We start from the raw sequence: 25,989 nt of genomic DNA, 5'->3' as shown, positions 1-25,989 counted from the left end.
GTCGCCGGTTGGCGCAGCCGTTGATCGAGGAAACGACCCGCTGGTCATTATTTTCCAAAGCGGAGAAATAGTGAATCTGGACGGGGCCGCATCGTCATTTCAGGGCGATCAGGTCTATCTGCTTGCCATGCTTTCCATCCGCAGTGAGGCGCTTGATGTCCAACTCCTGTACCGGTCCCGTGTTGAGATAAAACCGCGTAAAGTGGCGCTTTAGAATCTCTTCGAGTGCCGCAAGTCCCTCTGCCTTCAGTATCGATGGCGTTACTTCAACGCAAAGACCCTGCACGCTTTCCGCAAGGTGGCGCTCTGCTCCCCGCAAAACGTGAACCTCGTATCCTTCCGTGTCGATCCAGAGGAAACTTGGTACCGGTTCGATCGCATCATCCAGCCGAACGATCTCGACCTCTTCGCCGCCATCTCCATAATCTCGCATGAACGAGTTCATGCCGGTGCTTCCCCGGTTGAGATGGATCGTGAGGCGACCGTTTTGATCGCCGACAGCCTGATGGCGAATATCGGCTTCGATGGACGCGAGATTGTGGGTGAGCAAATGGAAATTCCGGCCAACCGGCTCGAATGCCACGATATCACGAAAGCCAGCTTCATAAGCGTTCAGACATGAGGTCCCGATGTTTGCGCCAATGTTGATGAAACGAACATCGCGTCGCGGGTAGATATCAGCAAGGGTTTCGAACAGGTCGAACTGGAAATGGCCATGTCTCAAAACCGATTCCGGGATGCTTTGGCCGTGAACATCGAGCAGGACAGGATATTTTCCGAGATATCGAAACCCGAGCGTATCGATACCGGCCGAAATGCAGCCGGTGACCACCAGACCGGGATCTATCGTGCCCCTCTGTTTCCAGAGGCGCGTGAGATAACGATCTCGCTTTGAAGGGAAAATAAGCGCCTTGAGAAGATTGAAATTCATGTCTGCATGCCCCCATACACTGACGTACTGGTCTCATAGCGAGGGGCTAGGCATGTGTCATCCGCTTATATCCGTTATCCGAAGGCTATGGCGGAAACCACGAAAAGGCGGCTCGACACTTTCGTGAACCAAAAAACCTTGTATGGATCGGATGTAAAGAAAGGGAAATTTGGTAGCGGGGGGCGGAATTGAACCGCCGACCTCAGGGTTATGAATCCTGCGCTCTCACCAACTGAGCTACCCAGCCACACCGGTTGGCAAGATCGTTTTCGATCGTCCCGCCGTTTGATGTGCGGCTTATAAGACCCGTGTCACCAAAGTGTCAAGCAGGCTTTCGGCAAAAATTCGGGGAGACTAGGATCGTTCTTTCCTCCCCTGCCGATAAGCCCGGATTTCAGGCCGCAACAGATGTGGACAACAATGCCTTCAATGCCAGTTCCGCCTCGGCCGCGCGTTCCGACCGTTCGATGAAGCCGCCGCCATAAACGCGCGAATCGGCACCTTCGCCGGAATAGAGGACGCAGGCCTGCCCCGGCGCGACACCCGCTTCGCCGATGGCCAGATCGACATAGATGCCGTTTTCATCGGCACGAAGCACCGCCGGTGCCGGCGGGCGTGTGGAGCGCACCTTGGCAAAGCAGGCAAAACCGTCCGCCGCGTCGGCGGCAAGCGAGCCGTCGCCGATCCAGTTCACGTCGCGCAGGTAGACGCGGTGCGTATCGAGCGCTTCCTTCGGGCCGACGATGACACGGCGCGAGCGGGCATCGAGATAGACCACGTAAAGCGGTTCGCCGGTGGCGACACCGATGCCGCGGCGCTGGCCGATCGTGTAATGCAGGATGCCGTCATGGCGGCCGAGCACGCGGCCGTCCATATGGACGATATCGCCACCCAGCGCCGCATTCGGCTTCACCTTGTTGATGATATCCGCATATTTGCCGGCCGGCACGAAACAGATGTCCTGGCTGTCGGCCTTCTTGGCGACGACGAGGCCCATTTCTTCGGCAAGTTCGCGCACCTGTGCCTTGCCCATGCCACCGAGCGGAAAGCGCAGGTAATCGATCTGCTCCTGCGTGGTGGCGAACAGGAACCAGCTCTGGTCGCGATCGGCATCGGTCGGGCGATAAAGCGCGCGGCGGTTCGGATTTTCCGGCGAAGGATTGAGCGCCGAGCGAATGTAATGGCCGGTCGCCAGCGCATCGGCACCGAGTTCGCGCGCCGTCGCCAAAAGATCGGCGAACTTGACCGTCTGGTTGCAGGCAACACATGGGATCGGCGTTTCGCCCATTGCATAGGCTTCGGCGAACGGATTGATCACCGCATCGCGAAAACGCTTTTCGTAATCGAGCACGTAGTGCGGAATGCCGAGCGTTTCGGACACACGGCGGGCATCGTCGATATCCTGTCCTGCGCAGCAGGAGCCGGCACGGTGGACGGCAGCGCCATGGTCGTAAAGCTGCAGCGTGATGCCCAGCACGTCATAACCCTGCCGCTTCAGAAGGCCGGCCACGACCGAGGAATCCACGCCGCCCGACATGGCGACGACAACGCGCGTGTCTTCCGGCCTCTTGTCAAAATCCAGCGTGTTCACGAAACTCTCTCGATATGGTTTGGCGCTCGAATGGGAGCGGCTGATGTTTGCCGGGATGCGGGATCGACCGCAACCGGGCTTAATTTCATCTGCCGGATATAGAAAGGAATGCGTGTCTGCGCAAGACGAGCCGGCGCGGGGCAGTCTGGCGGCATATGCAAGGCTGCTTTTGCCTCCGGAGTTCGGATGGCAGTGGCCTCACCTCAATCGCCCTGCCCGTCATCCGTCCAGTAATGGGCAACGATGTTCTGCTGATTGCGGATGAGATGGCCGGCAAGAACCGGATCACCGCCCGTCATCGTCTCCGTATCGGCACCGCACAGAAGCAGAAACATCTTCTGATGCACCACGGCGGCGAAATATTCGTAAGGTGGCGGAGCAAGCGTCGGATCACCGGCCGGCCACTCCCCGGCGGCTTGCTGCGTCGCCTCTTCCAGTGCCCTCTGGACCGCCACCGTCAGTCCTTCGCCGACACGCTGAAGGGTATCGGCCACCTGCCGTTCGGCCGGCGTGACGACGGGACAGGAATTGCTCATGTGACGATCTCCCACCAATGCGCATCAGCCTGCGCCCGCAAATGATGACAGGAGATTGTGTCGGCTTTGGGCTGGCAATGTTTCAACGCGCCGGCCAGGTCCAGGCAGGCGCGTCGATCCCTTCTGCCACAGTCTCACCAAGCACCTTGGTCAGCGTCACCATCAGAGCGCCGCCATCAGCGCCCAGTTCCGACACCAGTTCACCGGCATGGGACACGACGATCATCTGCGAGCGCTTGCAAGCCTGCGCGATCAGGCGGGATAGAGGCGCAAGCAGGCTCGGATGCAGACTGGTTTCAGGTTCGTTCAACACCATCAGGGCTGGCGGCCGGGGCGTCATCAAGGCCGCCACGAGCAGCAGATAACGAAGGGTGCCATCGGACAGTTCGCCGGCCGATAGCGGCCGCAACAGGCCCCTTTGCCGCATCAGAAGCTCGAAGCGGCCGCGATCCTCGATGATTTCGACGGAACTGCCGGGAAAGGCGTCCTCGATGGCGTCGTGGAAAGCCGAAACATCACCGATTTCCAGAATGGTGGCGACGGCGGCCGCCAGATCGGCACCATCGGACGACAGGACCGGCGTTCTGGTGCCAACCTGCACCTGACGAACGGGCGCCTGTGGGTCGGTGCGGAAATGATCGTAAAAGCGCCAGCCGTTCATCTGAGCGCGCAGATAAAGAAGCTCGGGCAGGTTTTTCGGATCGGCCGATTGCGTCATCATGCTTTCGAACGAAGCCAGATCATGCAGCAGCACCTGCCGCTGGGCACTTGCCGACAATGCGGTGACGACCGGGCCTCTGCGTTCCGCGAAAACGTTGCGACGGCTCAGTTCCTCGCCCGCCCAGACCGCCTCTGCCTTTATTTCGGGATCGAGCGCAAAATAGACTGGCGGCGGCGGTGATGGCATCGGCGGCGGCGGCAGACCCAGATCGATCGCATAACCGTAATCTTCCGAGGCAAATCCCAGTTTCAGCGCCACCGGATTTTTCCGCATCGTCCCCTGCACGGGCACGCTGCCATCCTTCATGCCGCGTGAAAAAGCCTCCGGCCCGGCCCAGATCGTTGATTGAAGCCCACCTTCTGCCGCAAGCGATGCGATGGCCCGCCCCTGCGCAACATCGCTAAGCAGTCGCAGGGCGCGATAAAAACTCGACTTTCCCGCGCCGTTTGCACCGGTAACGACAGTGAGCTTTTCGAGTGGCAGAACGAGGTTGCGAAGGGAGCGGTAGCCCGAAATGGCGATGGTCAGGATCATGCGCCAAAACTGTCACGGATTGCCAAGGCAAGGCAAGCACTCCGAAGCGCCGCTATTCCCCTCACGCCCGCCTGTTCGCGCCAACCTCCTCAGGCCTCTGCGCCGAATGCCGCAAAAGCACCGCCGCGGCATCGCGATCGACCGCCTTGGAAAACAGGTAACCCTGCCCCAGCGCGCAGCCGAGATCCATCAGCTGCACCGCCTGCGCATTTTCCTCGATGCCTTCCGCCACCACGCGGATGCCGAGTTTTCGGGCGATATCGATGATACCCTCGACGATGAAGGCAGCCGGATCGCGCGGGCGCAGTCGGTCGGTAAAGGATTTGTCGATCTTGATGATATCCACCGGCACCGTCAGCAGATGCGTCAGCGAGGCAAACCCGGTGCCAAAGTCGTCGAGCGCGACGCGCAGGCCGCTTGCCCGCAGACGTCGGATCTCGTCGCCGATATCGAACCCGCCCTGCCCGAAATAGACGGATTCGGTGACTTCGACGATCACGTGTTTCAGCGGAACGCCGGCATCGGCGAACACGGTGCAGATGCGCTCGTTGAGATTGCCGCCGGCAAGGTCGGCAGCCGACAGGTTGACGCCAACATGTTGCAGCGGCAGCCCCTCGTCCAGCCAGACGCGCATGTCGCGTGCCACCTGCTCCAGCATGCGCTGGGTGAGTTCGGCGGCCACCTGCGCATCCTTGGTGGCTTCGTGAAAATGCCCGGCCGAAACGATATCGCCGCCCGGCGTGCGCATGCGGGCCAACGCCTCGAAACCGACCACCCGACGCGTGTCGAGCCGCACGATCGGCTGGTACCAGGCATGCATGCGGGCCTGCGCCAGCGCCAGCCCGACATCGCGGATGGCACGGAAACGGCGGGTGATGGCGGTGCCCAGCCCCTCGGAAAACTGCAGATACTGGCCGCGGCTGCGCTCCTTGGCATGGTAAAGCGCCAGATCGGCATTCTGCAGCACGGTGTCGGGCGTCTCGTCCTCGCCGGCAAGCGCGCCGCCGATCGTGGCTTTCGGGAAAACCACATGGCCGGCACAATTGCAGGCCGCGGACAGTGCCGACAGGATGTCGCTTGCCATCCTCTCCAGATCATTCGGAGCATTGCCCCGATAGACGATGATGGCGAACTCGTCGCCGCCGAGCCGGAATGTGCTGTCCGGCCCGCCAAGGGCCGATGCGCGGCTGGCAACCGTCTGGATCAGGCCATCGCCGGCGGCATGGCCAAACGTGTCATTGGCCAGTTTGAGATTGTCGATATCGACGAGAAGGATGCCCCATGGGCTGATGGCATTGTCGAGTCCTGCCAGCACCTTGTTGAAACGCGCCCGATTGGGAAGGCCGGTCAGCGCGTCGGTATAGGTCAGCCGCTCGCGTTCCATCACCCGTTCGTTGCGCTCTATGGCGATCGAGCAGAGATGCACGCAGGCCTCGACGATCTGCTTTTCGGTTTCGTTGGGGCCGCGGTTTTCGCGAAAATAGAAGGCAAAGGTTGCCGCCACCCTGTCGCCCACCATGATCGGCGAGGACCAGCACGCAACGAGACCAAGCGGCAGCGCCAGAAACTTGAATTCACTCCAGCGCGGATCGGTGGCAATATCATCGACGACAACAGGCTGGCCGATAAAGGCGGCGGTGCCGCAGGACCCGACCGCAGGGCCGATCGGATGGTTATCGACAGCCGCGGAAAAATGCGGCGGCAGCGACGGGCCGGCCAGCGGATGCAAAAGCCCTTCCCGGACGGAAAGAACCGAGCACACGATATCGGGGGCGATCACCTCCACCTCGCGGCACAGAAGATCGATGGTCTTTTCGAGCGGCTCACCGCGCGCGATCATTTCGAGAATGGCATTCTGCAGTTCAAGGATCATGATGAGGCCCGGATAAGACGCAACCCCTGTGTAAATCACCGAAATTGCTAGGGCCTTTTATATATCGCTAAATTCTAATCTAACGTTTACGGGGCCGTTTCATAAGAAAACCCGGAAAGCGGGCTGCGCTGTCCGGGTTGGGTCGTTTTTTGTCTCGTGGACGGCAGCCTACCGCACTATCTGCACCGTCTGCGCCAATGCCTTGAACACCGGTCGAGCGGCACTCATGGCCGCACGCGTCGTGGCGCAGGAAAGCGTGATGCGGCCGGTCGGCGTATCCGTGAAGGCGGCGTAATGCAGCACGTTTTCAAAATCAGGGCCGGATGTCGGCGCCGCGACGATCTCGACCGCCTTTGCATCCTTCATGTCGATCGTCTGCGTGTCCTCGATCACCTTGCCGGCCGTTTCCAGCTGGCTGCGCAAGGTCGTGCCCAGTTCGCCGAACATGGCATCGCCATTGAGCTTTTCCTGGGACCAGCCGTAACGCGGATGATCCTTTGCCCAGGCACGAAAACCGAGTTGGCAAAGCGCCGATCCCGGAGCATTGGGAATGCGATCCGGCGCGGTGCTGATGAGATTGTACTTGACCGTTTCCGTACCCGGTGGATCGACCTTGCCGGTGCTTTCCAGCTCCGCCGGCGTGGTGAAGGTCAGGCCGGTTGCGTCATCCTTGGTGGTTGGGTTCGGCAGGATCATTTCCATGCGGATCGGCACCACCACCTTTTCCGTTTCGCCCGTCATGTCGGGAGAAAAGGCGGTAACCGGCGAACTCCGAAGGATGGCCTGTCGGGCGCCTTCATCGACCTGCGGCACGCCGGAACTTTCCTGGACGACCACATCCGTGATCGTACCGTCCCTATGCACGACAAAGGCGATCTTGGCCGTGTGGAGGCCGCTGACGCCCTTGATCGGACGGGGAAGACGCACGCCGCGCTGGATTTTTCGAGAGATAGCGGAAGCCCATTCCTGTTTGCTGGCAGGCTGCGGCTCCGGCCGCGATCCCTTGGTCTGCGCCATCACGCCGGTTGCGGCGCACAGAAGCGCCACCAGCAAAAGTCCCGTCCGTTTCATGTCATCCCCATGCATGCGATATGTCCGGCGAAAACTAGCGTCTTTGCCTCATATTTCAAGCGGATAAAGGAGATGGGGATGCGTTGGATCAGCCGCGCTTGTTCATGTCGCGAACGACCCAGCGGAAGAAGAAATAAATGGCAGCAGACGCAATGAACAAGGGAAAGAGATTGTGGATTGTATCCATCTGCAAATATCCGGCGGATGCCCGAGGATTCGGGACTGTGGTGACAATGCACGAAAACCATTAATTGCAAATTAAGTAAATACTGAACTGTTCGCAGACGCAGCAAAAGTCTGTGAAACCCAAAAATGGTTCTGCCGCCCATCGACGAAATGCACCGCCACCGTCCGCAGCCATGCCGGGGAGCCCTGTTATACGCCTGCAAAAGCAGGCATAATGGACGTTTGATCCCTGTTTTCGTTTGCCCCATGGAGTTTTGATGTGAGCGTCGCCTTCACCAAGGAAGAAAGCGCCGAGACGGCCGCCGAAACGTTTTTGCCCGAGCGGCCGATCTCGCAACACGCTAACCTCGTCACCGAGGCGGGGCTGAAGGCGCTGGAAAGCCAATTGGCAGACGCACGCGCCGCCTATGCCGCGGTGGAAAATATCGATGACGTCAACGAGAAGCGGCGCCAGACGGCCGCCCCCTTGCGCGACATCCGTTATCTGTCCGAGCGGCTGCGCACGGCGCAACTGGTCCCTGCCCCGGCCTCCACCGACGCCGTTGCCTTTGGCAGCCTCGTCACCTTCGAGCGTGACGATGGCCGGGTACAGACCTACCGCATCGTCGGCGAGGACGAAGCCGACCCGAAGGCCGGCTCGATCTCGTACGTCTCGCCGGTGGCGCGTGTTCTCCACGGCAAGACAGTGGGCGATGTGGTGACGGTCGGCGGACAGGAACTGGAGATCGTCAGGATCGGGTGAACCTCAGTTCTGAAATGCATGCTGGCGAACGCCGTCCATCACAGCGGCGCCATTGGCATTGGCTACCCCTTCCGCCCGCACCCGCGGCAGAGCGGCGGGATAATCGCGCTGGATGAAATCGATGATCTTTTCACGCATCTCGCAGCGCATGTCGAAGGTTTTTGGCGCGCTGGGGGCGGAGATCAGGATGCGGATCTCCATCACGCTTTCCTTGAAATCGGTCACCTGCACATTGACCACCTTGCGGTCCCAGATTTTTGATTCGTTGGCAATTTCCTCGACCTTTTTGCGGATGGCCGAGACCGGCACCGAATAATCGAGATATATCATCACCGTGCCGATCAGCGCCGAACCTTCGCGGGTCCAGTTCTGGAATGGTGTCTCGATGAAATAGGAGAGCGGCAGGATCATCCGTCGCCAGTCCCACAGTTTGACCACCACATAGGTCGAGGTGATCTCTTCCACATTGCCCCACTCGCCTTCGACGATCAGCGCATCATCGATGCGGATCGGCTGGGTGATTGCGAGCTGTATGCCGGCAAAGATGTTTTTCAGCATCGGCTGCAGCGCCAGACCAAGCACGATACCGGCGACACCGGCCGACGCGAGAACGCTGACGCCATATTGCTGCACGGCCGGAAAGGTCATCAGCATGGCGGCAATCGTCAGCGTCACGATCATGAAACCGCCGACCCGCTCGCCGATGCGAGACTGGGTGACATGCGTGCGGGCCAGAAGATTGTCTTCGGCATCCAGCTTGAAGCGACGCAGATAGATCGTCATCCAGATATGCAGCGCCGCCTTGGCTGACCAGCCGAGCACGAGGATGAATCCGAGCAGCAGAAGGTGGCGTATGAAATTGGCCGGTCCCGGCGCAAGCGGCGCGATGGATGCGGCAAAGGACAAGGTGAAGGTGAGGATGGCCAGCTTCAGCGGCCGCTTGCCGCGTGAGACGATCGAACGCCAGAACAGATCCTTGTTTTCCACCACGCGCGTAAAAATGCGGAAGGCGAGACGGTGGATCGCCAGCCCGACGAATACGGCGACGACGAGCACGCCGATGCTGACCACCCAGTTTGGCAGCCAATCGGTATAGGCGCGGAAATCAGCGATAAATTGGTCCATCCCTCCCAGCTAGGGTGCATTGCAGCATAAAAAACCCCGATCGCGAAAATTTCACGCATTTGTCAGCACCGGGGCGAACCGATTGCGTTTTTACCCGTTGGGAGGGAAAGGAAGGAGAAAAGCATGGTACAGACACTGGCAAACCAGCCGCCCGAGCAGACGCGCGGATCACAGCCCAGTCAGACACAATGGCACGATGACTTTTATCTCGGCCGCTTTCTCGCCGCCCAGCAGGCGGTGTATCCGAACGTGCTCGAAGAACTGCGCGACGGCTTCAAGCAGAGCCACTGGATGTGGTTCATCTTTCCGCAGGCAAAAGGGCTTGGGCGCTCGCCGATGGCGCAGCGTTATGGCATCGCCTCGCGTGCCGAAGCGGAAGCCTATCTCGCCGACCCCATCCTGGGAGCGCGGCTTGCGGAATGCACGCAAGCGATGCTGTCCCATCCGGGCCGTTCCGCCCATGACATTCTCGGCTCACCCGACAACATGAAATTCTGCTCGTCGATGACGCTGTTTGCAGAGGTCGCAAATAAGGGCTCGCCTTTCGAGCAAGCCCTTGAAGAATTCTGCGATGGCAAGCGCGACGAACGCACGCTTGCCTTTCTCAATTAGGTGAAGACCTCTCCGGGGCGCTTATGCGCCCTGGATGGCCGACAGCTGCCATTCGCCCGCGGTCTTGCGCACGAAAGTCCAGACCTCGACCGTTTCGGTCGGGGTATGTTCATCACCCTGAACGACGGCGCCGGTATTGCGGTCACGCATGACGTCGATGCTGGAGTAACGCATGGCAACGGTTGCGTATTCCTGACCGTTTTCGCGCCAGGCTTCCGAAAGGTCACCCTGCAGAAGCTGAATGTCCTTGACGTCGTTCTTGACACCGGCCGTGGCATTTTCACCGAGTTCTTCGGCGAGATAGGACATGGCTTCCGGTGTCGTCAAAGCGCGCAGCTTGGCATAATCTTCGGCGCCATAAGCACCCTGCACGTCCTGCAGCAGCTTTTCGAACTGTGTCAGGTCACGGTCGGTGATGCCTATTTCGTCGGTATCCGAACCTGCCTTGCGCGGCGCAGCCGTTGCTGCAGCCGCCGCAGCACCGCCACCCATGGTCGGGATGCGGAAGCCCGGCTGACCGCCGTTGCCGCCAGCATTGTTGCCATTGCCGCCACGCGGGGCGTCATGGGCATTGCGCTGCGAACCGTAACCACCGGCCGGACCGGCCGGCTGCTGGCGACGTGCGAAGAAGCGGAAAGCCAGCATGGCGAGACCGGCGATCAGGGCGATCTGCAGAAGCATGCCCATGAAGCCTGCCATGCCGCCAAAGCCGTTGCCCATCATCATGCCGAACAGGCCGCCAAGGGCCAGACCGCCGAGAAGACCACCGGCCATGCCACCGAACATGCCGGGACGACGCTGCTGCTGGGCAGCCTGCGCGCCGGCTGCGCCGTTTGCAGGCGTTGCGGCGTTCTGCTGGGTGTTGGGGGTCATCGAACGGTTGATGCCTGTTGCGGCACCGGGAGCGGTATTGGTGGTGGCGGGCGCGGAATAGGTGCGCGAACCACGGCTGCCAAAACTGCTGCCGCCGCGACGGGCTTCAGCAAAATCCACGGCAACCAGCGAAACCGCAACGCCGAGAGCGGCGACTGCGAACACATGCTTGAACCGCTGAATTTTCGATAACATCAAACTCTCCTTCCGATCGCACAATTGCGATCTGTCCCGCATCATATGGCGATGGCAGACTTGCAATGTTAGAGGCGCCACCGGAATTTCCCGTGATCGTAGATAGTCAACAGATCGGGAACCGCCAACTGAACTTCACTCACATGGATGTGATAAGGCAGCCGAACTATTTGATCGGGCGGGAGAATTTACGGCCAAGTCTATTTCGGAGCCGGCCAGGCCGACAGCGCCTGATCGGCCACGGCCCGCAGCGTTTCGCGGCTGAAACCGGCCTTGGCCTGCACCGCCATGCCGTGCAGAATGGCCAGCAGGAATGCTGCAAATGTCTGGGCACTGGCAGCCTGCGGCAAATCGCCCTCCGCCTTTGCCCGCTCGAAACGTTCGACCAGCATCGCCTCGCCTTCCGCACGCGCCTCGATCAGCGCCAGCCGCACCGGCTCCGCCTCGTCAGAGCCCGCCAGAACACCGTTGATGCCGAGGCAACCCGTGTGTTCGGGATAACGGGTGTTGAGATCGATGGCGTTGTACAGGATATGCGCGGCAACTTCGCGCGCCGTCGGCAGAGCCAAGGCGACCGGAATGTAATCGAGATGGTGCTCGTAATAGCGCACCAGCACTTTTTTGAAGAGCGCCTCCTTGTTGCCGAAAGCGGAATAGAGCGCAGGGCGTTCCACGCCGGCCGCTTGCGTGAGGTCGGCATAGGACGCCCCCTCATAACCCTTGCGCCAGAAAACGCACATGGCGGCATCCAGCGCTTTTTCAACATCGAATTCGCGATGGCGTCCCATCAGTTCGTGCCAATCCATTTCATAACGACCATTATTAAAACGCTTGACGCTCTCTGTCAAATTTCATACCGATCGTTACGCAATGACCGTTATGAAATTTAAATCAGGGCCTCGTCCCGGTTGAGAGAAGAGAGAACGAACATGTCGAATTCATTGAAGGGCAAGGTGGCGCTGGTGACTGGCGGATCGCGTGGTCTTGGCACCGTCATTGCCGAAACGCTGGCCGATCTCGGCGCCGATGTGGCGATCACCTACGTCGCCTCAGCGGAAAAGGCCGAGGCGGTCGTGGAGAAGCTGAAGGCAAAGGGCGTGCGTGCGCTGGCAATCCAGAGCGACCAGGCCGACATGGCGGCCGCAAAGCCGTTGATCGAAAAAGTGACCGCGCATTTCGGAAGGCTCGATATCCTTATCAACAATGCGGCCGTGGTCGCGAAGGGCCAGACGGTCGATGACCCGGACTTGGACACGGCGGCACTTGACCGCCAGTGGCAGATCAACGTGATGGGCGTCATCGCCACCACCCGCGCCGCAGCGCAGGTCATTTCCGATGGCGGCCGGATCATTTTTATCGGCTCGCTCAATGGCACCCACGCCCTCATGCAGGGCGTCGCGGATTATGCCGGCACCAAGGCCGCCATCAATGGATACGCAAGGGGCGTCGCCCGCGACCTCGGCCGACGCAACATCACCGTCAACGTCGTACAGCCGGGCGCGATGCCCACCGACATGATGATCGAAGCGCTGGGCAGCACGACGGCACCGGACGCGTTTCTCGACATGCACGCCATTCGCCGCATTGCCACGCTTGAGGAAGTCTCCGCCCTGGTCGGTTTTCTCGCCGGCCCGAATGCCGGTTACATGTCGGGCAGCGTCATCGACATGGCCGGCGGCCTCGCCAGCTGACAGCGATTCCAGACACAAAAAAGGGGCCACGAAGGCCCCTTTTCCAAAAATAATGCGGCAGGATCAGAACTTGACGCCCAGACCGACCTTGACGACGCTCTGGTCGAGATCGGCGTTCAGGCCCGGTACGATGTCCTTGTCGCCGAAATCGTTGTAGCGGTATTCGCCACGAACGAACAGGTTGTCGGTGACGGCGAAATCGACGCCGGCGCCAACGGTCCAGCCGTTGAAGACTTCGTTTTCATCGATGCCAGCGCCCTTGACGTAGCCGTTGGTGAAGGTCCAGCCGGCTGCACCGTAAACCAGTGCGCGGTCGAATGCGTAACCGACGCGGCCGCGAACCGAACCGGCCCAATCAGTGCCGATATCGATGCCAGCAGCGCTTTCCTCGTTGAAGTTATAGTCGAGGTCGCCTTCGATACCGGCAACGAAACCGTTGCTGAACTGCCAGTTGTAACCAACGAAGCCGCCAACCACGCCACCGTCGAAGTCCTGCTTGGCGCTACCGACGCCAGCCAGACCGAACGTGCCGTCGAGCCAGCCTGCGCCGCCCTGTACACCGGCGTAAGCGCCGGCCCAGGTGAATGCCGGAGCGTCAACGGCAACCGGAGCGGCCGGGACTTCATAAACGGCATCAGCAGCCATGGCCGATACGGAAGCGGAAAGTACGAGGGCCGAAGCCAGGGCGATGGTCTTGAACATGTGGTACTCCTTAAACTGTGGAGCGGCAGATAGGGAGTTTCACACAAAGAGTCTGTAGCAAAATGGCAACAACAACGGGGAGTCTAGATCGTTATTCTACCGACAACCCAAAGTGCAGGCGTATTTTGGATAAGTGTTCTCAAAAACGTGATCACACGCTGCGGCACTATTTCAACATCAAATACTTCCACAGTCAGCACAGGCGCGTGCGGATGCCGGCATTTGTGATGATCCGCACAATTCCGCTTGACTGAAAATCTCATCGGGAATATCTCCGACGGCGGGACACCTCTCCCCAACGAGAGGCTAATTACCTGTGAGGGTATACATATGGCCAATGGCACCGCGAAGCCGGACGTACGTCCGAATAATGCTCATTTTTCTTCAGGCCCCTGCTCGAAGCGCCCCGGTTGGTCGCTAGACGCTCTCTCCGATGCCCCGCTCGGTCGTTCGCACCGCGCCAAGGTTGGCAAGGACAAGCTGGCACAAGCCATCAATCTCACCCGTGAAGTTCTGAACGTTCCTGCCGATTACCGCATCGGCATCGTTCCCGCATCCGACACCGGCGCCGTTGAAATGGCGATGTGGTCGCTGCTCGGCGAGCGTGGCGTCGACATGGTCGCCTGGGAAAGCTTTGGTGCCGGCTGGGTCACCGACGTCGTCAAGCAGCTGAAGCTCAAGGACGTCCGCAAGATCGAGGCCGATTACGGCCTTCTGCCTGACCTTTCCACGATCGACTTCGACCGTGACGTGGTCTTTACCTGGAACGGCACCACTTCCGGCGTCCGCGTGCCCAACGCCGACTTCATCCCGGCAGACCGCAAGGGCCTGACCATCTGCGACGCGACCTCGGCCGCCTTCGCGCAGGACATGGACTTTTCCAAGCTCGACGTCGTCACCTTCTCCTGGCAGAAGGTTCTGGGCGGCGAAGGCGGTCACGGCATGATCATCCTGTCGCCCCGCGCCGTCGAACGCCTGACAACCTACGTTCCGGCATGGCCGCTGCCGAAGATCTTCCGCCTCACTTCGGGCGGCAAGCTCTCGGAAGGCATTTTCAAGGGCGAAACGATCAACACGCCATCGATGCTCTGCGTCGAGGACTATATCGATGCGCTGGAATGGGCAAAGACGGTTGGCGGCCTCGAAGGCCTGATCGCGCGCGCCGATGCCAATGCCAAGGTCATCTTCGATTTCGTCGAGGCCAATGACTGGATCGCCAATCTGGCCGAAGTCGATGAGACCCGTTCCAACACCTCCGTCTGCCTGAAGATCGTCGACGCCGATGTCGCCGCTCTCGATGCCGACGCGCAGGCAGCCTTCGCCAAGGGCGTCACCTCCATCCTCGAAAAGGAAGGCGTCGCTCTCGACATCGGCGCTTACCGCGATGCGCCGTCGGGCCTACGCATCTGGGCTGGCGCCACCATCGAAACGGCCGACATGGCCGCCCTGATGCCGTGGCTGACCTACGCGTTCGAAACGCAGAAGGCCGCGCTCACCAAGGCCGCTGCCTAAACTTCCAGTGCATGATTTCGTCATCCTCGGCCCTGTGCCGAGGATCTGACCACACCAACAGGACCGATCGGTCGCAGATACTCGGGACAAGCCCGAGCATGACGGCGGAGAGGTTTCAGTCAAAACCCCTTTTAAGGAGCCCAAACATGGCACCTCGCGTACTCGTGTCCGACGAACTGTCGGAAACCGCCGTCCAGATTTTCCGCGATCGCGGCGTTGAAGTGGATTTCCAGCCGAAGCTCGGCAAGGATAAGGACAAGCTCGCCGAAATCATCGGCAATTACGACGGTCTCGCCATCCGCTCCGCCACCAAGGCGACAGAAAAGCTGATCGCCGCTGCGACCAACCTGAAGGTCATCGGCCGCGCCGGCATCGGCGTCGATAACGTCGATATCCCGGCCGCCTCCAAGCGCGGTATCATCGTCATGAACACCCCGTTCGGCAACTCGATCACGACGGCCGAACACGCCATCGCACTGATGTTCGCCGTTGCCCGCCAGCTGCCGCAGGCCGATGCGTCCACGCAGGCCGGCAAGTGGGAAAAGTCGAAATTCATGGGTGTCGAAATCACCGGCAAGACGCTTGGCGTCATCGGCGCCGGCAATATCGGCGGCATCGTCTGCAAGAAGGCCATCGGCCTTGGCATGCATGTCATCGCCTACGACCCCTTCCTGTCGGCTGAACGCGCCCAGGAAATGGGCGTGGAAAAGGTCGAGCTGGAAGAACTGCTGCCACGCGCCGATTTCATCACCCTGCACGTACCGATGACCGACAAGACCCGCGGCATTCTGGGCGCTGAAAACCTTGCCAAGACCAAGAAGGGCGTTCGCATCATCAACTGCGCTCGCGGTGGCCTGGTCGATGAGGCAGCGCTGGCCGAAGCCATCAAGTCCGGCCACGTTGCCGGTGCCGGTTTCGACGTCTTTGAAGTCGAGCCCGCCACGGAAAGCCCGCTCTTCGGCCTCGATAACGTCGTCTGCACGCCGCATCTGGGCGCGTCGACAACGGAAGCCCAGGAAAACGTTGCCCTGCAGGTTGCCGAACAGATGTCGGACTACCTCGTCAAGGGTGCCGTCTCCAACGCCATCAACATGCCGTCGATCACCGCCGAAGAAGCACCGATCCTCAAGCCGTTCATTCGTCTGGCGGACGTTCTCGGCGCCTTCGTTGGTCAGGTTTCCGATGATCCGATCAAGGAAATCGAAATCCTGTTCGATGGCCAGACCGCCGGTATGAACACCCGCGCGCTGACCTCCGCACTGCTGGCCGGTCTGATCCGTAACCAGGTTTCGGACGTCAACATGGTTTCGGCACCGATCATGATCAAGGAAAAGGGCATCGTCCTTTCCGAGGTCAAGCGCGACAAGACCGGCGTTTACGACGGCTATATCAAGCTGACGGTCAAGACCGAGAAGCAGACCCGTTCTGTCGCCGGCACCGTCTTCTCCGACGGCAAGCCGCGCTTCATCCAGATCAAGGGCATCAACATGGATGCCGATGTCGGCGCCAACATGGTCTACATCTCCAACACCGACGTTCCCGGCATGATCGGCTTCATGGGTACGACGCTGGGTGACGCGGGCGTCAACATCGCCAACTTCCAGCTCGGCCGCGAAGTCGGTGGTGGCGATGCCATTGCGCTGCTTTACGTGGACGCACCGGTTTCGCAGGCCGTTCTCGACAAGCTGACCGCCAACCCAGCGATCAAGCAGGCCCGTCCGCTGGTCTTCAACGTCGAGTAAATCGACACGAACAAAACAAAGACAGAATAAAATCCTCTGAAGGGTGACGAAGACAGGCCCGGTGCATATGCACCGGGCCTGTCTTTTTGCGTTGTTACCACCCCGAGGCCTCCTGCTCCCGGAACGCGCAAAGAGCATGCATGAGCACCTGCAATGCCGCACAGATTCGCCACCTCCCTTCGAATGGTGCGCGACTCACGGGCCATTCCCAGCCCTCAAAACGCAATTGTGGCAAGACGCCTTAAAAACAACATAGATCAAACAAGATTAGATCGTAAATACGCCGTCGTAAAAACAATAAATACCCATGATTATACTTTAATTATAAATAATAGATTCGTAAATTTCACATTATCGATATATTCAATCAAATTCATGCTGAACATTTTTGAAGAAATACACATTTAATCGCTCGTTAATCGTAATTTTACCTTCGTTTTTCTTCAAAATCCGCACTACGAATTCCCCTATCAAATGAAGGGGTTTCAAATGCTTAAGAAAATCATGCTGGCTTCGGCCATTCTTCTCTCCACCTCCGCCATCGGCCTCTCAGCCGACCTCACCGAGAGCAACCCGGTTCCGCCGATTGCCTTGGAGACCCCTGCCTTCACCTGGACGGGCGCCTATATCGGTATTTCCGGCGGCGCCGGCTGGCTGAACGGCTCGACCACCAAGATGGGCCGTTATCACGACCAGCAGGATTTCGACGGCACCGTGTTCGGCGGTTTCGCCGGTTATAACTGGCAGTTCAGCAACGGCATCGTGGCCGGCATCGAAGGCGACATCGAATACAATTCCAATGACGAAAAATTCTTCGGCTATCGCACGTTTGGCACCGACTGGCAGGGTTCTGCCCGTGGTCGCCTCGGTTATGCCTTCGATCGCCTGATGGTGTTCGGCACCGCCGGCTGGACGATGGCCAAGGGCCATATCGAATTCCCCGGCGCCAGTGAAAGCGAAACCTTCAGCGGCTGGACCGCCGGCGCCGGTGTCGATTACGCCGTCACCGACAAGGTCTTCCTGCGCGGCGAATATCGTTACAGCGATTTCGGCAGCAAGGAGATCGTGCGCGGCATGAACGTCGATTTCGACCAGAGCGTCGTCAAGGTCGGCCTCGCCGTAAAATTCTGATCGGCCGGATGGCATGATCAAACCAGTTACAGCGCCCGCAGTTCAGGCCACACCTGGCGGCGCGCTGTAAGATCAAGGTCAGCCTCGCCCGCCGCCGAGGCTTACCTTGAGGACGGCGAAAAGGGGCCCCGCCGGCCCCTTTTTGTTTGTCTGCATTTCACATGACGGCAAAGATCACGGTCTAGCCGGCATTCTTCTTCAGCAGTTCAGCAAACACAGCCCGACCGATCGAGCGCGCACTTTCCAGATTTTTCGACTGATCCGGCGCATCCGATTCCAGAAGCAGTTCCGACCGGCTGACCGGCGCACCGCAATAATCGAAAATGCCGTGATCGATCTGGGTTTTCATGGCATCGACATAGCCGTGCCGCTCATAGGTGCCTATATCGGCACCACCGATACCAACGAGGTGGATCGGCAGATGTCCGAGCTTCTTGATCACCTTGTCGCCGCTGTCGTCATAGGCCCAGCCGTTGGAAAAGACACGATCGATCCAGCCCTTCATCAAGGCCGGCATCGACCACCAGTAGACCGGAAACACCAGAACCAGCGCATCCGCCCGTTCGATGCGGACCTGTTCCGCAACGACATCTGCCGGCCGGGATGCCTGATGGTGATGTGCGGCACCGTCACCTGCCGAATAGCGGGGATCAAACCCCTCCGAATGCAGGTCGGCGATCTCGAAACTGCTGCCCGCTTCGACAAGCCCCTCCCCGATCCGGGTGGCGACGGCGTGCGTCAGCGACGCGGTGTCGGGATGAGAGAGAACGATGAGAGCGTGCATGACAAGCCTCCTGTTTGCGACGGTCGGCAAAACCTGTATGATGAAATTACCTTTAGTAAGTTACCTTTGGTAAGTTAACATGTCAACCGCGACAAAGGGCACCTCTGCGCCCGTTCAAATTCCCTCGGCTTCACAGCGCAGACTGCCGAAAGAGCACCGGCAAAAGCAGCTCGTCGAAACGGCATGGGCTCTGGTCCGCCAGGAAGGCACCGAAGCTCTGACGCTCGGCCGACTGGCAGAGGCGGCGGGCGTGACCAAGCCGGTCGTCTACAATCATTTTGGCACGCGATCCGGCCTGCTGGTGCTGCTCTATCGGGAATTTGACGCACTACAGACCGACCGCATGGCGCAGGCCCTGCAGACAAGCGCACCGACGCTTGAAGACAGGGCAGCGATCATCGCCTCGGCCTATATCGGCTGCGTCATGGCCCAGGGCCGGGAGATTACCGGCATCATCGCAGCGCTTGCCAGTTCGCCGGAACTGGAAGCGGTGAAACGCGAATGCGAGAACGTTTTTCTGACGCATTGCCGGGATGCGCTTGGCCCTTTCGCGCCGAGGATCGGCCAAGCCGGCCTTCTCGCCATGCTCGGCGCCGCCGAGGCTCTTTCTGCAGCCGCAGCCAACGGCGAGTTGCAGCAGGAAGAGGCGCAGGACGAACTGTATGAAACCATTGTCGCCATGGTGAGACGGCATCGGCAAAGAGCGAGTAGCGAGTAGCGAGTAGCGAGTAGCGAGTAGCGAGTAGCGAGTAGCGAGTAGCGAGTAGCGAGTAGCGAAAAAACTATGCGCCTACCGGCCGCAAGCCCCCCTCTTCTAAGCGCGATGAGAACGCAAAAAGCCGCCCCTTGTCGGAGCGGCTTTTGTCATTTCGGTGGATCGCGAAAACTGAACCGCCAGGCGGCTTATTTGTAGACTGCCGGCTGCAGCGGCATGTCTGCCGGTTCGCTGTAAGCTGCCTGCTCGCAACCATTGAAGGCATAACGGGCGCCGAGGCGGGCTTCGTGGCTGTAAAAGCCCTTGTCGCGGCCAGGGCCGCCATTGTCGGCATAACCGAACATGTTGCCACCGTCGACATAACGGAAGCGATAGCCCAGATCGGCCTTCAGGTTGCAGGTGATATCGACGGACGCACCGGCCATCAGAGCAGCCGTGGCGCGCCACTTGCCCTTGCCGCCGTGCTCGGTCGTGTAGCAGCCGCCGGCATCCGGATCGTCGCAGATCGTGTTGCGCAGTCTGTCCCACTTCACATAGGTCGCACCGAAACCGGCACCAACATAAGGCGTGATCGAAGCATAGGTACCCAGATCGACATACATGTTGGCCATCAGCGAATAGGCGCGCATCGCCGTGCGGTCATCCGAGGTGCAGACAGTACCGCCCGGGCAGGTGCCGATCGTACCGCCGCGGAAATCGGTCTTCGTCATGTGGTCGAAGGTGACGTCGCCGCGCAGATAGTTGTTGAACTGGTAACCGACACCGCCGCCGAGCATAAAGCTGTCATCAACGCGCGCCGAGGCGAAATCGACCTCGTCAGCCGACGAACCGCCCTGATAGAAGCGCGCGCCGCGCAGCTTGTTGAAGGAATAACCCACATCGCCACGCAGGTACCAGCCGCCGGACGACTGCTGGATCTCGACTTCCGGCACATCCTGCGGGATCGGCTGGGGCTGATAAAGGTCGGCAGCGTTGACAGCAGTCGTCGCCAGCAGAAGGGCGACCGCACCGCTCAGAATTTTCTTCATGGCTTCCACTCCGGGGCTAGAATCTTTTTTGCCGGGCTTTACTCCCGGCTTGTTTCATCCCCGATCATTAACGATAAAGGTTAAGGAGCCATTAAGCATAACAGACAATGAGTTATATTTGAAATCGAAGTAATCACCGCCAAAACGACCAAGTAGAATAAAACAAAAACGGCGACCAAGTATGGCCGCCGCAATATATTTCAGTTTATGCGAATTTAGAAATCAAGCAGCCGAACGAACATTGCCGATGATGCCGATCAGACCATTGACGATACGCTCCACCTGAGCGCGATCATCACCTTCGGCCATGACGCGGATCAGTGGTTCGGTACCCGACGGGCGAATGACCAGACGGCCCTTGCCGGCAAGCTCCGCTTCCGCATCGGCGATCGCCTGACGCACGATGGCCTCCTCCAGCGGCTTGCCGCCGGCAAAACGCACGTTTTTCAGAAGCTGCGGCACCGGCTCGAACCGGCGGCAGATTTCGCTGACCGGACGGTCCTGCTTCTTCACGCAGGCAAGGATCTGCAGTGCGGCCACGAGGCCGTCGCCGGTCGTGCCGAAATCCGACAGCACGATATGGCCGGACTGCTCACCACCGACGTTGAAATCGTGGTTGCGCATATGCTCGACCACATAACGGTCCCCCACCTTGGTGCGGGCAAGCGACAGGCCCTTGTCGCCTAGGAAACGCTCAAGACCGAGATTGGACATGACGGTGGCGACAATGCCATTGCCGCGCAGCGTGCCGGCATCGGCCCAGCTCTCGCCGATCACCGCCATCAGCTGGTCGCCATCGACGATCTGGCCGTTCTCGTCGACGATAATGACGCGGTCGGCATCACCATCGAGCGCGATGCCGATATCGGCGCGCACTTCATGCACCTTCTGCTGCAGCGCCTTCGGGCTGGTGGAGCCGCAATCGAGATTGATATTGGTGCCATTGGGATCGTTGCCGATGGTGACGACCTCGGCCCCCAGTTCCCACAGCGCCAAAGGGGCGACCTTGTAGGCGGCGCCATTGGCGCAGTCGATGGCGATCCTCAGACCCTGAAGCGTGACATCGCGCGGCAGCGTGCGCTTGGCGTGTTCGATATAACGGTAGATATCGCCCTCGACACGCTTGGCGCGACCGATCTCGTGCGGCTTGGCAAGCTGCGCATAGATATCCTTGTCGAGCAGTTCCTCGATCTGCATTTCCAGATCGTCGGAGAGCTTGTAGCCATCCGGGCCAAACAGCTTGATGCCATTATCCTCGAAAGGATTGTGCGAGGCGGAAATCATCACGCCGATATCGGCGCGCAGCGAACGCGTCAGCATGGCCACAGCTGGCGTCGGGATCGGGCCGAGCAGGAAAACATCGAGACCGGCGGCGGTAAACCCGGCGACCAGCGCGTTTTCCAGCATGTAACCCGACAGACGTGTATCCTTGCCGATAACGACGCGGTGGCGGTGACTGCCACGGCGGAACAGCGTGCCGACGGCAATACCGACGCGCATCGCCAGATCCGGCGTCATCGGAAACACGTTGGACTGGCCGCGAATACCGTCAGTGCCGAAATAGCGACGTGTCATGGAAACTCCTTGGGGTTCGCGCAGCTTTTTGGAGCGCGCTGTCTTTGTCTTGGCCGTTGCGGGCTTCACCGTTTTTGGCTTGCCTGAGTTTGGCTGGGGCGTCATCTGCGACTGCTCTTTTCGCGTGCATGGCCTCAAAGCTGGCTCATGCCACACTTCATGGATTCAGGCACGTAAAATAGCGTCAAAAAGGATTACATCTTGTTACCGCGTTGGACGGCATTCTGCTCATGGCCGGCTTGGCGTCAGAATTTGATCGGAGAAATCCTGCGGCTGCGCAATTCGATGCTGCCATCCTCGTTCACACGGTAACGCTCGCTGACGCGGCTTCCGAAGCTGCCGATGAACTCGCGGGTAAAGGTATAGCCCACGGGCATGTTCCGGTAACGCCCCTTCGATTGCGGCCCATATTTGAGACTGCCGGCGATTGGCGGAATGCCGGGCGCAAAATCAATGGCAGCAAATTCCGGATTGGCCTTGCTGGTGCAACCGGCAAGCACAACTGCCAACAGAGATAGAGCCACGAGCTTTTTCATAACAACGCTTTCTTTGATATCGGTGCGGGTCGCAACGAGGTCCGATCGAGCAGACCACCTTCCTGATATACGAAAAAAAGCCACCCTCACTCGCGCAAGGGTGGCTCCATCTCAATAACCGTCACACCCGCTTAGTGCGGCTGCGGCTCCAGTCCGCCTTCGGAAGCGTCGCCTTTAGGCTCGTCCTTCTTGGGGCCGGCAGAGGGCACGGCCGAACCGCGGTTCGGGGTCGAGTCGTCACCCAGATCACGCGACGGCTTTTCGCCACGGATCAGCGACTTGATCTCTTCGCCGGTCAGCGTTTCGTATTCCAGCAGACCTTCAGCAATCGCCACAAAGCCATCGTGATGGTCGGTGAGGATCTGACGTGCTTCGGTATAGGCTTCGTCGATCAGACGACGCACTTCCTGGTCGATCTTCTGGGCGGTCGATTCCGAGACATTCTTGGACTGCGAAACCGAGTGGCCCAAAAAGACTTCCTGCTGGTTTTCACCATAGGCGACCTGACCGAGGATATCGGAAAAGCCCCACTGGGTAACCATGGCGCGGGCAAGCTTGGTGGCCTGCTCGATATCCGAAGATGCACCCGAGGTGATGTTTTCCTTGCCGAACGTCAGTTCTTCGGCAACGCGACCGCCCATCATGATGGTCAGGCGCGATACCATCCACTTGTAGCTCATCGAATAGCGGTCGCCTTCCGGCAACTGCATGACCATGCCGAGAGCACGGCCGCGCGGGATGATCGTTGCCTTATGCAACGGATCGGCAACCGCGACCTTGAGCGCCGTAATGGCGTGGCCGGCTTCGTGATAGGCGGTGAGCTTCTTTTCGGCTTCGGTCATGGCGGACGAGCGGCGTTCCGCACCCATCATGATCTTGTCCTTGGCGTCTTCGAATTCCTGCATGGTGACAAGGCGCTTATTGCGGCGCGCAGCCATCAGGGCGGATTCGTTGACGAGGTTCATCAGGTCGGCACCGGAGAAACCGGGCGTACCGCGGGCCAGAACCTTCAGATCCACATTCGGTGCCAAAGGCACGTTGCGGGCGTGAACCTTGAGGATGCGCTCGCGGCCGACGATATCCGGGTTCGGCACCACGACCTGACGGTCGAAACGGCCCGGACGCAGCAGCGCCGGATCGAGAACGTCGGGACGGTTGGTGGCAGCGATCAGGATGATGCCTTCATTGGCTTCAAAGCCATCCATCTCGACGAGCAGCTGGTTGAGCGTCTGTTCGCGTTCGTCGTTACCACCGCCGAGGCCTGCGCCACGATGACGACCGACGGCGTCGATTTCGTCGATGAAGATGATGCAGGGCGCGTTCTTCTTGGCCTGCTCGAACATGTCACGCACACGCGATGCACCGACACCGACGAACATTTCGACGAAGTCCGAACCGGAAATCGTGAAGAACGGCACATTGGCTTCACCGGCAACCGAGCGGGCAAGCAGTGTCTTACCCGTGCCCGGAGGGCCGACAAGCAGGACGCCGCGCGGAATACGGCCGCCAAGACGCTGGAACTTCTGCGGATCGCGCAGGAATTCGACGATTTCCTCGAGATCCTGCTTGGCTTCGTCGACGCCGGCAACATCGTCAAACGTGACGCGGCCATGCGCTTCGGTCAAAAGCTTGGCCTTGGACTTGCCAAAGCCCATCGCGCCGCGCGATCCACCCTGCATCTGGCGCATGAAGAACAGCCAGACACCGAGGATCAGCAGCATCGGCAAAAGCGTGCCGAGATAGCTCAAAAAGCCGGAGGAACCATCCGTTTCGGGGCGCGCAGACACCTGAACATTCTTTTCGGTCAGGCGCTGGATCAGCGAGTCGTCGATGACGGGGGAATAGGTCTGAAATCCCGGGCTGCCGTCCGTGTAGGTGCCGAGAACACGGTTGCCGGTGACTACCACGTCACGGACCTTGCCGGAATCGACATCAGTCAAGAACTTCGAGTACGGGATTTCTCTCGAGCTCGTTTGCGAAGGCGCCGTCTGGAACATGCTGAACAAAGCGATCAGCAACAGAGCAATCACCGCCCAAAGAGCAAAATTACGAAAATTTGGGTTCATCGAACTCCCCGATATGCACGACAGCTTTAGGCCGCCGCCTTTATTGACCCCTAACATAGGATTGTGGCAGGCCGTTGCCAAGGCAAAGCGCCGGTAACCTTCACGTTTTCCGTGCGAAAGCGTTAAACGGGTGGCAATAAATAGGCCCCACGCCCCATAAGGGCGGCAATCCGGCTGGCAAGCGGCAGGTCGTAGACCGGCAAAAAGCGGTCGAACACCGCCAGATGCGGCGATATGGCAAGCGCGCCCTCCCCCTGACATGCGGCATGAGGCAACACGCGGGCGGCAAGTTTCGCAAGGCCGGACGCCAGATTTTCGAAACCATCGGTGCTCTGCCGCCCCGGCAGCACCTCGATCGGCGTCGCGACATGGCTGGTGACGGCAAGGCGACCGTCCCAAACCACTGTTTCTCCCGGCGGCACGGTGACATGCGGCAGATTGCGGTTTTCCCGCAGCATGAACAGGCCGTCGCGGCGCAGATCAAAAACCACTCTTCCGGCAGTCATCCGGCCACGGCTGCCGGTGATAAATGCCATCAACCGATCGGCGCTTTCGCGCGAAAGATTGTGCGGGCGCCCACCGAGAACGGCCGCAAGGGTTGAAAGGGCGTGGCGAACCACAATGGGGTTTTCGCGCAGGCCGTCGAGGGTTATCTTTGCGATGACGGCATGTTCGATCGTGGCACAGGCGGCAAGCCAGTCGGCGCCGTCCTGGGCAAGTTTTTCCCGCGCCTGTGCGGCTGTGGCAATGATGGCCGGATCGATGGCTGGTTCGAAAGCCAGCGCCTGACGGATGCGCACCCGCTCGTAATGCGGATCGACATTGCTGGGATCATCGACCCAGCCGACTGCATTGTCGGTGAGCCAGGCACGGATATCGGCGCGGCGGGTATGGAGTAGCGGGCGCAAAATCCAGTGGCGGGTATCGAGCAGCGTGGCTGGGGCCATGCCGGAGAGGCCGACTGAAGAGCGGGGCGGCATAGCCCCTTCGATCTCCCCCGTTGAGGGGGAGATGTCAGCGAAGCTGACAGAGGGGGGTGGCAACGTCTCGCCGGAGCGTCCCGCCCGCATCACCACCGTCTCGATCTGATCATCCAGCGTATGGCCGGTGACGATAGCGGTCGCGCCGATCTCGTCGGCGATGGCCGATAGCAACGAATAACGCGCCTCGCGGGCGGCGGCGGAAATGCCGGTTGCCGGCTTTTCGCCTTGCCAGCGGCGGGTCACATGAAAAATGCGGAGCTTTTCGCAAAGCGCTGCCACCGCCCGCGCCTCTTCAGCCGCTTCGGGGCGCAGCGCGTGGTCGATCGTGGCAGCGGAAATGCGGATATCGGGAAAGGCAGAAAGTGCCGAATGCAGACCGACCAGCAGGCCGGTGGAATCGCTGCCGCCGGAAATGGCGACAAGCAGATGCGCGGGCTTTTTGAAGTCAGCCAGAAAACCGGAGAGCGCCGACATCAGCGGCAGGCTGCGATCCGGATGACCGGCGATCGTGGAATGGGGCGGCGGCGTCACGGC

23 protein-coding genes and 1 tRNA gene are annotated in these 25,989 nt (G+C 59.9%); 7 read left to right on the top strand and 17 right to left on the bottom strand.

The features are described 5' to 3' along the window. Nucleotides 1-94: 94 nt before the first annotated feature. From EDF70_RS02555 to EDF70_RS02525, 7 genes are all read right to left on the bottom strand, one after another. Nucleotides 95-931 carry an FkbM family methyltransferase gene (locus EDF70_RS02555; protein ID WP_132271672.1) on the bottom strand — a complete coding sequence of 279 codons (837 nt, stop codon included), beginning with the start codon at nt 929-931 and terminating at the stop codon, nt 95-97. A 170-nt stretch (nt 932-1,101) separates the two neighbouring features. Continuing rightward, a tRNA-Met gene (locus tag EDF70_RS02550) sits at nt 1,102-1,178 on the bottom strand. A gap of 147 nt (nt 1,179-1,325) precedes the next feature. Next, nucleotides 1,326-2,522, bottom strand: a complete 1,197-nt coding sequence (gene mnmA, locus EDF70_RS02545; protein WP_132271671.1) for a tRNA 2-thiouridine(34) synthase MnmA — start codon at nt 2,520-2,522, stop codon at nt 1,326-1,328. Nucleotides 2,523-2,725: 203 nt separating this feature from the next. Continuing rightward, a complete protein-coding gene (locus EDF70_RS02540) occupies nt 2,726-3,058 on the bottom strand; it encodes a hypothetical protein (protein ID WP_132271670.1) in 333 nt (110 codons plus the stop codon). An 82-nt stretch (nt 3,059-3,140) separates the two neighbouring features. Further along, entirely contained in the window at nt 3,141-4,313 is a 1,173-nt protein-coding gene (locus tag EDF70_RS02535) for an AAA family ATPase (protein ID WP_132271669.1), read from the bottom strand. A gap of 61 nt (nt 4,314-4,374) precedes the next feature. Beyond that, on the bottom strand, nt 4,375-6,186 hold the full coding sequence (locus EDF70_RS02530) for an EAL domain-containing protein (RefSeq protein ID WP_132271668.1): 1,812 nt from the start codon (nt 6,184-6,186) through the stop codon (nt 4,375-4,377). A 168-nt stretch (nt 6,187-6,354) separates the two neighbouring features. Further along, the gene (locus EDF70_RS02525) at nt 6,355-7,257 is read right to left on the bottom strand and encodes a TonB family protein (protein ID WP_165931925.1); all 903 of its coding nucleotides are present in this window, start codon (nt 7,255-7,257) and stop codon (nt 6,355-6,357) included. Nucleotides 7,258-7,702: 445 nt separating this feature from the next. Here EDF70_RS02525 and greA point away from each other — a divergent pair, with 445 nt between their 5' ends. Next, nucleotides 7,703-8,185, top strand: a complete 483-nt coding sequence (gene greA, locus EDF70_RS02520; protein ID WP_132271666.1) for a transcription elongation factor GreA — start codon at nt 7,703-7,705, stop codon at nt 8,183-8,185. A gap of 3 nt (nt 8,186-8,188) precedes the next feature. Here the strand turns inward: greA and EDF70_RS02515 are convergent, their stop codons facing one another. After that, entirely contained in the window at nt 8,189-9,310 is a 1,122-nt protein-coding gene (locus EDF70_RS02515; RefSeq protein WP_132271665.1) for a mechanosensitive ion channel domain-containing protein, read from the bottom strand. Between the two features lie 123 nt (nt 9,311-9,433). Here EDF70_RS02515 and EDF70_RS02510 point away from each other — a divergent pair, with 123 nt between their 5' ends. Next, complete coding sequence (locus EDF70_RS02510) at nt 9,434-9,922, top strand: DUF1810 domain-containing protein (RefSeq protein WP_132271664.1); 489 nt, start codon at nt 9,434-9,436, stop codon at nt 9,920-9,922. 21 nt (nt 9,923-9,943) lie between these two features. On the opposite strand, the gene EDF70_RS02505 is transcribed toward EDF70_RS02510, so the two are convergent. Together EDF70_RS02505 and EDF70_RS02500 are read right to left on the bottom strand one after the other, a co-directional pair. Further along, entirely contained in the window at nt 9,944-10,990 is a 1,047-nt protein-coding gene (locus EDF70_RS02505) for a Tim44 domain-containing protein (protein WP_132271663.1), read from the bottom strand. A 200-nt stretch (nt 10,991-11,190) separates the two neighbouring features. After that, complete coding sequence (locus tag EDF70_RS02500; protein WP_132271662.1) at nt 11,191-11,778, bottom strand: TetR/AcrR family transcriptional regulator; 588 nt, start codon at nt 11,776-11,778, stop codon at nt 11,191-11,193. A gap of 141 nt (nt 11,779-11,919) precedes the next feature. On the opposite strand from EDF70_RS02500, the gene EDF70_RS02495 reads away from it, so the two are divergent. After that, nucleotides 11,920-12,681: an SDR family oxidoreductase gene (locus tag EDF70_RS02495; protein ID WP_132271661.1), complete on the top strand. Its 762-nt coding sequence runs from the start codon at nt 11,920-11,922 to the stop codon at nt 12,679-12,681. 63 nt (nt 12,682-12,744) lie between these two features. Here the strand turns inward: EDF70_RS02495 and EDF70_RS02490 are convergent, their stop codons facing one another. Further along, nucleotides 12,745-13,383, bottom strand: a complete 639-nt coding sequence (locus tag EDF70_RS02490; RefSeq protein WP_132271660.1) for an outer membrane protein — start codon at nt 13,381-13,383, stop codon at nt 12,745-12,747. 330 nt (nt 13,384-13,713) lie between these two features. Between EDF70_RS02490 and EDF70_RS02485 the strand changes: the two genes are divergently transcribed. From EDF70_RS02485 to EDF70_RS02475, 3 genes are all read left to right on the top strand, one after another. Further along, on the top strand, nt 13,714-14,895 hold the full coding sequence (locus tag EDF70_RS02485) for a phosphoserine transaminase (protein WP_132271659.1): 1,182 nt from the start codon (nt 13,714-13,716) through the stop codon (nt 14,893-14,895). A 146-nt stretch (nt 14,896-15,041) separates the two neighbouring features. Beyond that, nucleotides 15,042-16,637, top strand: coding sequence for a phosphoglycerate dehydrogenase (gene serA / locus EDF70_RS02480; protein WP_132271658.1), 1,596 nt, complete (start codon nt 15,042-15,044; stop codon nt 16,635-16,637). 489 nt (nt 16,638-17,126) lie between these two features. After that, the gene (locus EDF70_RS02475; protein ID WP_245519011.1) at nt 17,127-17,768 is read left to right on the top strand and encodes an outer membrane protein; all 642 of its coding nucleotides are present in this window, start codon (nt 17,127-17,129) and stop codon (nt 17,766-17,768) included. Between the two features lie 181 nt (nt 17,769-17,949). Here EDF70_RS02475 and EDF70_RS02470 read toward each other — a convergent pair whose 3' ends face one another. Continuing rightward, a complete protein-coding gene (locus EDF70_RS02470; RefSeq protein WP_132271656.1) occupies nt 17,950-18,552 on the bottom strand; it encodes an NAD(P)H-dependent oxidoreductase in 603 nt (200 codons plus the stop codon). A gap of 79 nt (nt 18,553-18,631) precedes the next feature. Here EDF70_RS02470 and EDF70_RS02465 point away from each other — a divergent pair, with 79 nt between their 5' ends. After that, a complete protein-coding gene (locus EDF70_RS02465; RefSeq protein ID WP_132271655.1) occupies nt 18,632-19,270 on the top strand; it encodes a TetR/AcrR family transcriptional regulator in 639 nt (212 codons plus the stop codon). Nucleotides 19,271-19,455: 185 nt separating this feature from the next. Here the strand turns inward: EDF70_RS02465 and EDF70_RS02460 are convergent, their stop codons facing one another. The 5 genes from EDF70_RS02460 to tilS form a co-directional block, all read right to left on the bottom strand. After that, nucleotides 19,456-20,295, bottom strand: coding sequence for an outer membrane protein (locus EDF70_RS02460; protein ID WP_132271654.1), 840 nt, complete (start codon nt 20,293-20,295; stop codon nt 19,456-19,458). A gap of 222 nt (nt 20,296-20,517) precedes the next feature. After that, nucleotides 20,518-21,870, bottom strand: coding sequence for a phosphoglucosamine mutase (gene glmM / locus EDF70_RS02455; protein WP_132271653.1), 1,353 nt, complete (start codon nt 21,868-21,870; stop codon nt 20,518-20,520). A gap of 245 nt (nt 21,871-22,115) precedes the next feature. Further along, on the bottom strand, nt 22,116-22,490 hold the full coding sequence (locus EDF70_RS02450; RefSeq protein WP_132271652.1) for a hypothetical protein: 375 nt from the start codon (nt 22,488-22,490) through the stop codon (nt 22,116-22,118). 47 nt (nt 22,491-22,537) lie between these two features. Next, nucleotides 22,538-24,472 (bottom strand): ATP-dependent zinc metalloprotease FtsH, encoded by a 1,935-nt coding sequence (ftsH, locus tag EDF70_RS02445; protein WP_132271651.1) that lies wholly within the window; start codon nt 24,470-24,472, stop codon nt 22,538-22,540. A 122-nt stretch (nt 24,473-24,594) separates the two neighbouring features. Beyond that, on the bottom strand, nt 24,595-25,986 hold the full coding sequence (tilS, locus tag EDF70_RS02440; RefSeq protein ID WP_245519009.1) for a tRNA lysidine(34) synthetase TilS: 1,392 nt from the start codon (nt 25,984-25,986) through the stop codon (nt 24,595-24,597). Nucleotides 25,987-25,989 lie beyond the last annotated feature (3 nt).

Source organism: Neorhizobium sp. JUb45 (genome assembly GCF_004343585.1).
Lineage (GTDB): Bacteria > Pseudomonadota > Alphaproteobacteria > Rhizobiales > Rhizobiaceae > Neorhizobium.
Note: the sequence above shows the minus strand (reverse complement) of the source record. Positions and strands in the feature narration are given on the sequence as shown.

Bases quoted from the DNA above. Each gene is read 5' to 3' on its own strand.
- EDF70_RS02555 (WP_132271672.1), bottom strand. From the start codon at position 931: ATGAATTTCAATCTTCTCAAGGCGCTTATTTTCCCTTCAAAGCGAGAT.
- EDF70_RS02540 (WP_132271670.1), bottom strand. From the start codon at position 3,058: ATGAGCAATTCCTGTCCCGTCGTCACGCCGGCCGAACGGCAGGTGGCC.
- EDF70_RS02535 (WP_132271669.1), bottom strand. From the start codon at position 4,313: ATGATCCTGACCATCGCCATTTCGGGCTACCGCTCCCTTCGCAACCTC.
- EDF70_RS02530 (WP_132271668.1), bottom strand. From the start codon at position 6,186: ATGATCCTTGAACTGCAGAATGCCATTCTCGAAATGATCGCGCGCGGT.
- EDF70_RS02525 (WP_165931925.1), bottom strand. From the start codon at position 7,257: ATGAAACGGACGGGACTTTTGCTGGTGGCGCTTCTGTGCGCCGCAACC.
- EDF70_RS02515 (WP_132271665.1), bottom strand. From the start codon at position 9,310: ATGGACCAATTTATCGCTGATTTCCGCGCCTATACCGATTGGCTGCCA.
- EDF70_RS02510 (WP_132271664.1), top strand. From the start codon at position 9,434: ATGGTACAGACACTGGCAAACCAGCCGCCCGAGCAGACGCGCGGATCA.
- EDF70_RS02505 (WP_132271663.1), bottom strand. From the start codon at position 10,990: ATGTTATCGAAAATTCAGCGGTTCAAGCATGTGTTCGCAGTCGCCGCT.
- EDF70_RS02500 (WP_132271662.1), bottom strand. From the start codon at position 11,778: ATGGGACGCCATCGCGAATTCGATGTTGAAAAAGCGCTGGATGCCGCC.
- EDF70_RS02495 (WP_132271661.1), top strand. From the start codon at position 11,920: ATGTCGAATTCATTGAAGGGCAAGGTGGCGCTGGTGACTGGCGGATCG.
- EDF70_RS02490 (WP_132271660.1), bottom strand. From the start codon at position 13,383: ATGTTCAAGACCATCGCCCTGGCTTCGGCCCTCGTACTTTCCGCTTCC.
- EDF70_RS02485 (WP_132271659.1), top strand. From the start codon at position 13,714: ATGGCCAATGGCACCGCGAAGCCGGACGTACGTCCGAATAATGCTCAT.
- serA (WP_132271658.1), top strand. From the start codon at position 15,042: ATGGCACCTCGCGTACTCGTGTCCGACGAACTGTCGGAAACCGCCGTC.
- EDF70_RS02475 (WP_245519011.1), top strand. From the start codon at position 17,127: ATGCTTAAGAAAATCATGCTGGCTTCGGCCATTCTTCTCTCCACCTCC.
- EDF70_RS02470 (WP_132271656.1), bottom strand. From the start codon at position 18,552: ATGCACGCTCTCATCGTTCTCTCTCATCCCGACACCGCGTCGCTGACG.
- EDF70_RS02465 (WP_132271655.1), top strand. From the start codon at position 18,632: ATGTCAACCGCGACAAAGGGCACCTCTGCGCCCGTTCAAATTCCCTCG.
- EDF70_RS02460 (WP_132271654.1), bottom strand. From the start codon at position 20,295: ATGAAGAAAATTCTGAGCGGTGCGGTCGCCCTTCTGCTGGCGACGACT.
- glmM (WP_132271653.1), bottom strand. From the start codon at position 21,870: ATGACACGTCGCTATTTCGGCACTGACGGTATTCGCGGCCAGTCCAAC.
- ftsH (WP_132271651.1), bottom strand. From the start codon at position 24,472: ATGAACCCAAATTTTCGTAATTTTGCTCTTTGGGCGGTGATTGCTCTG.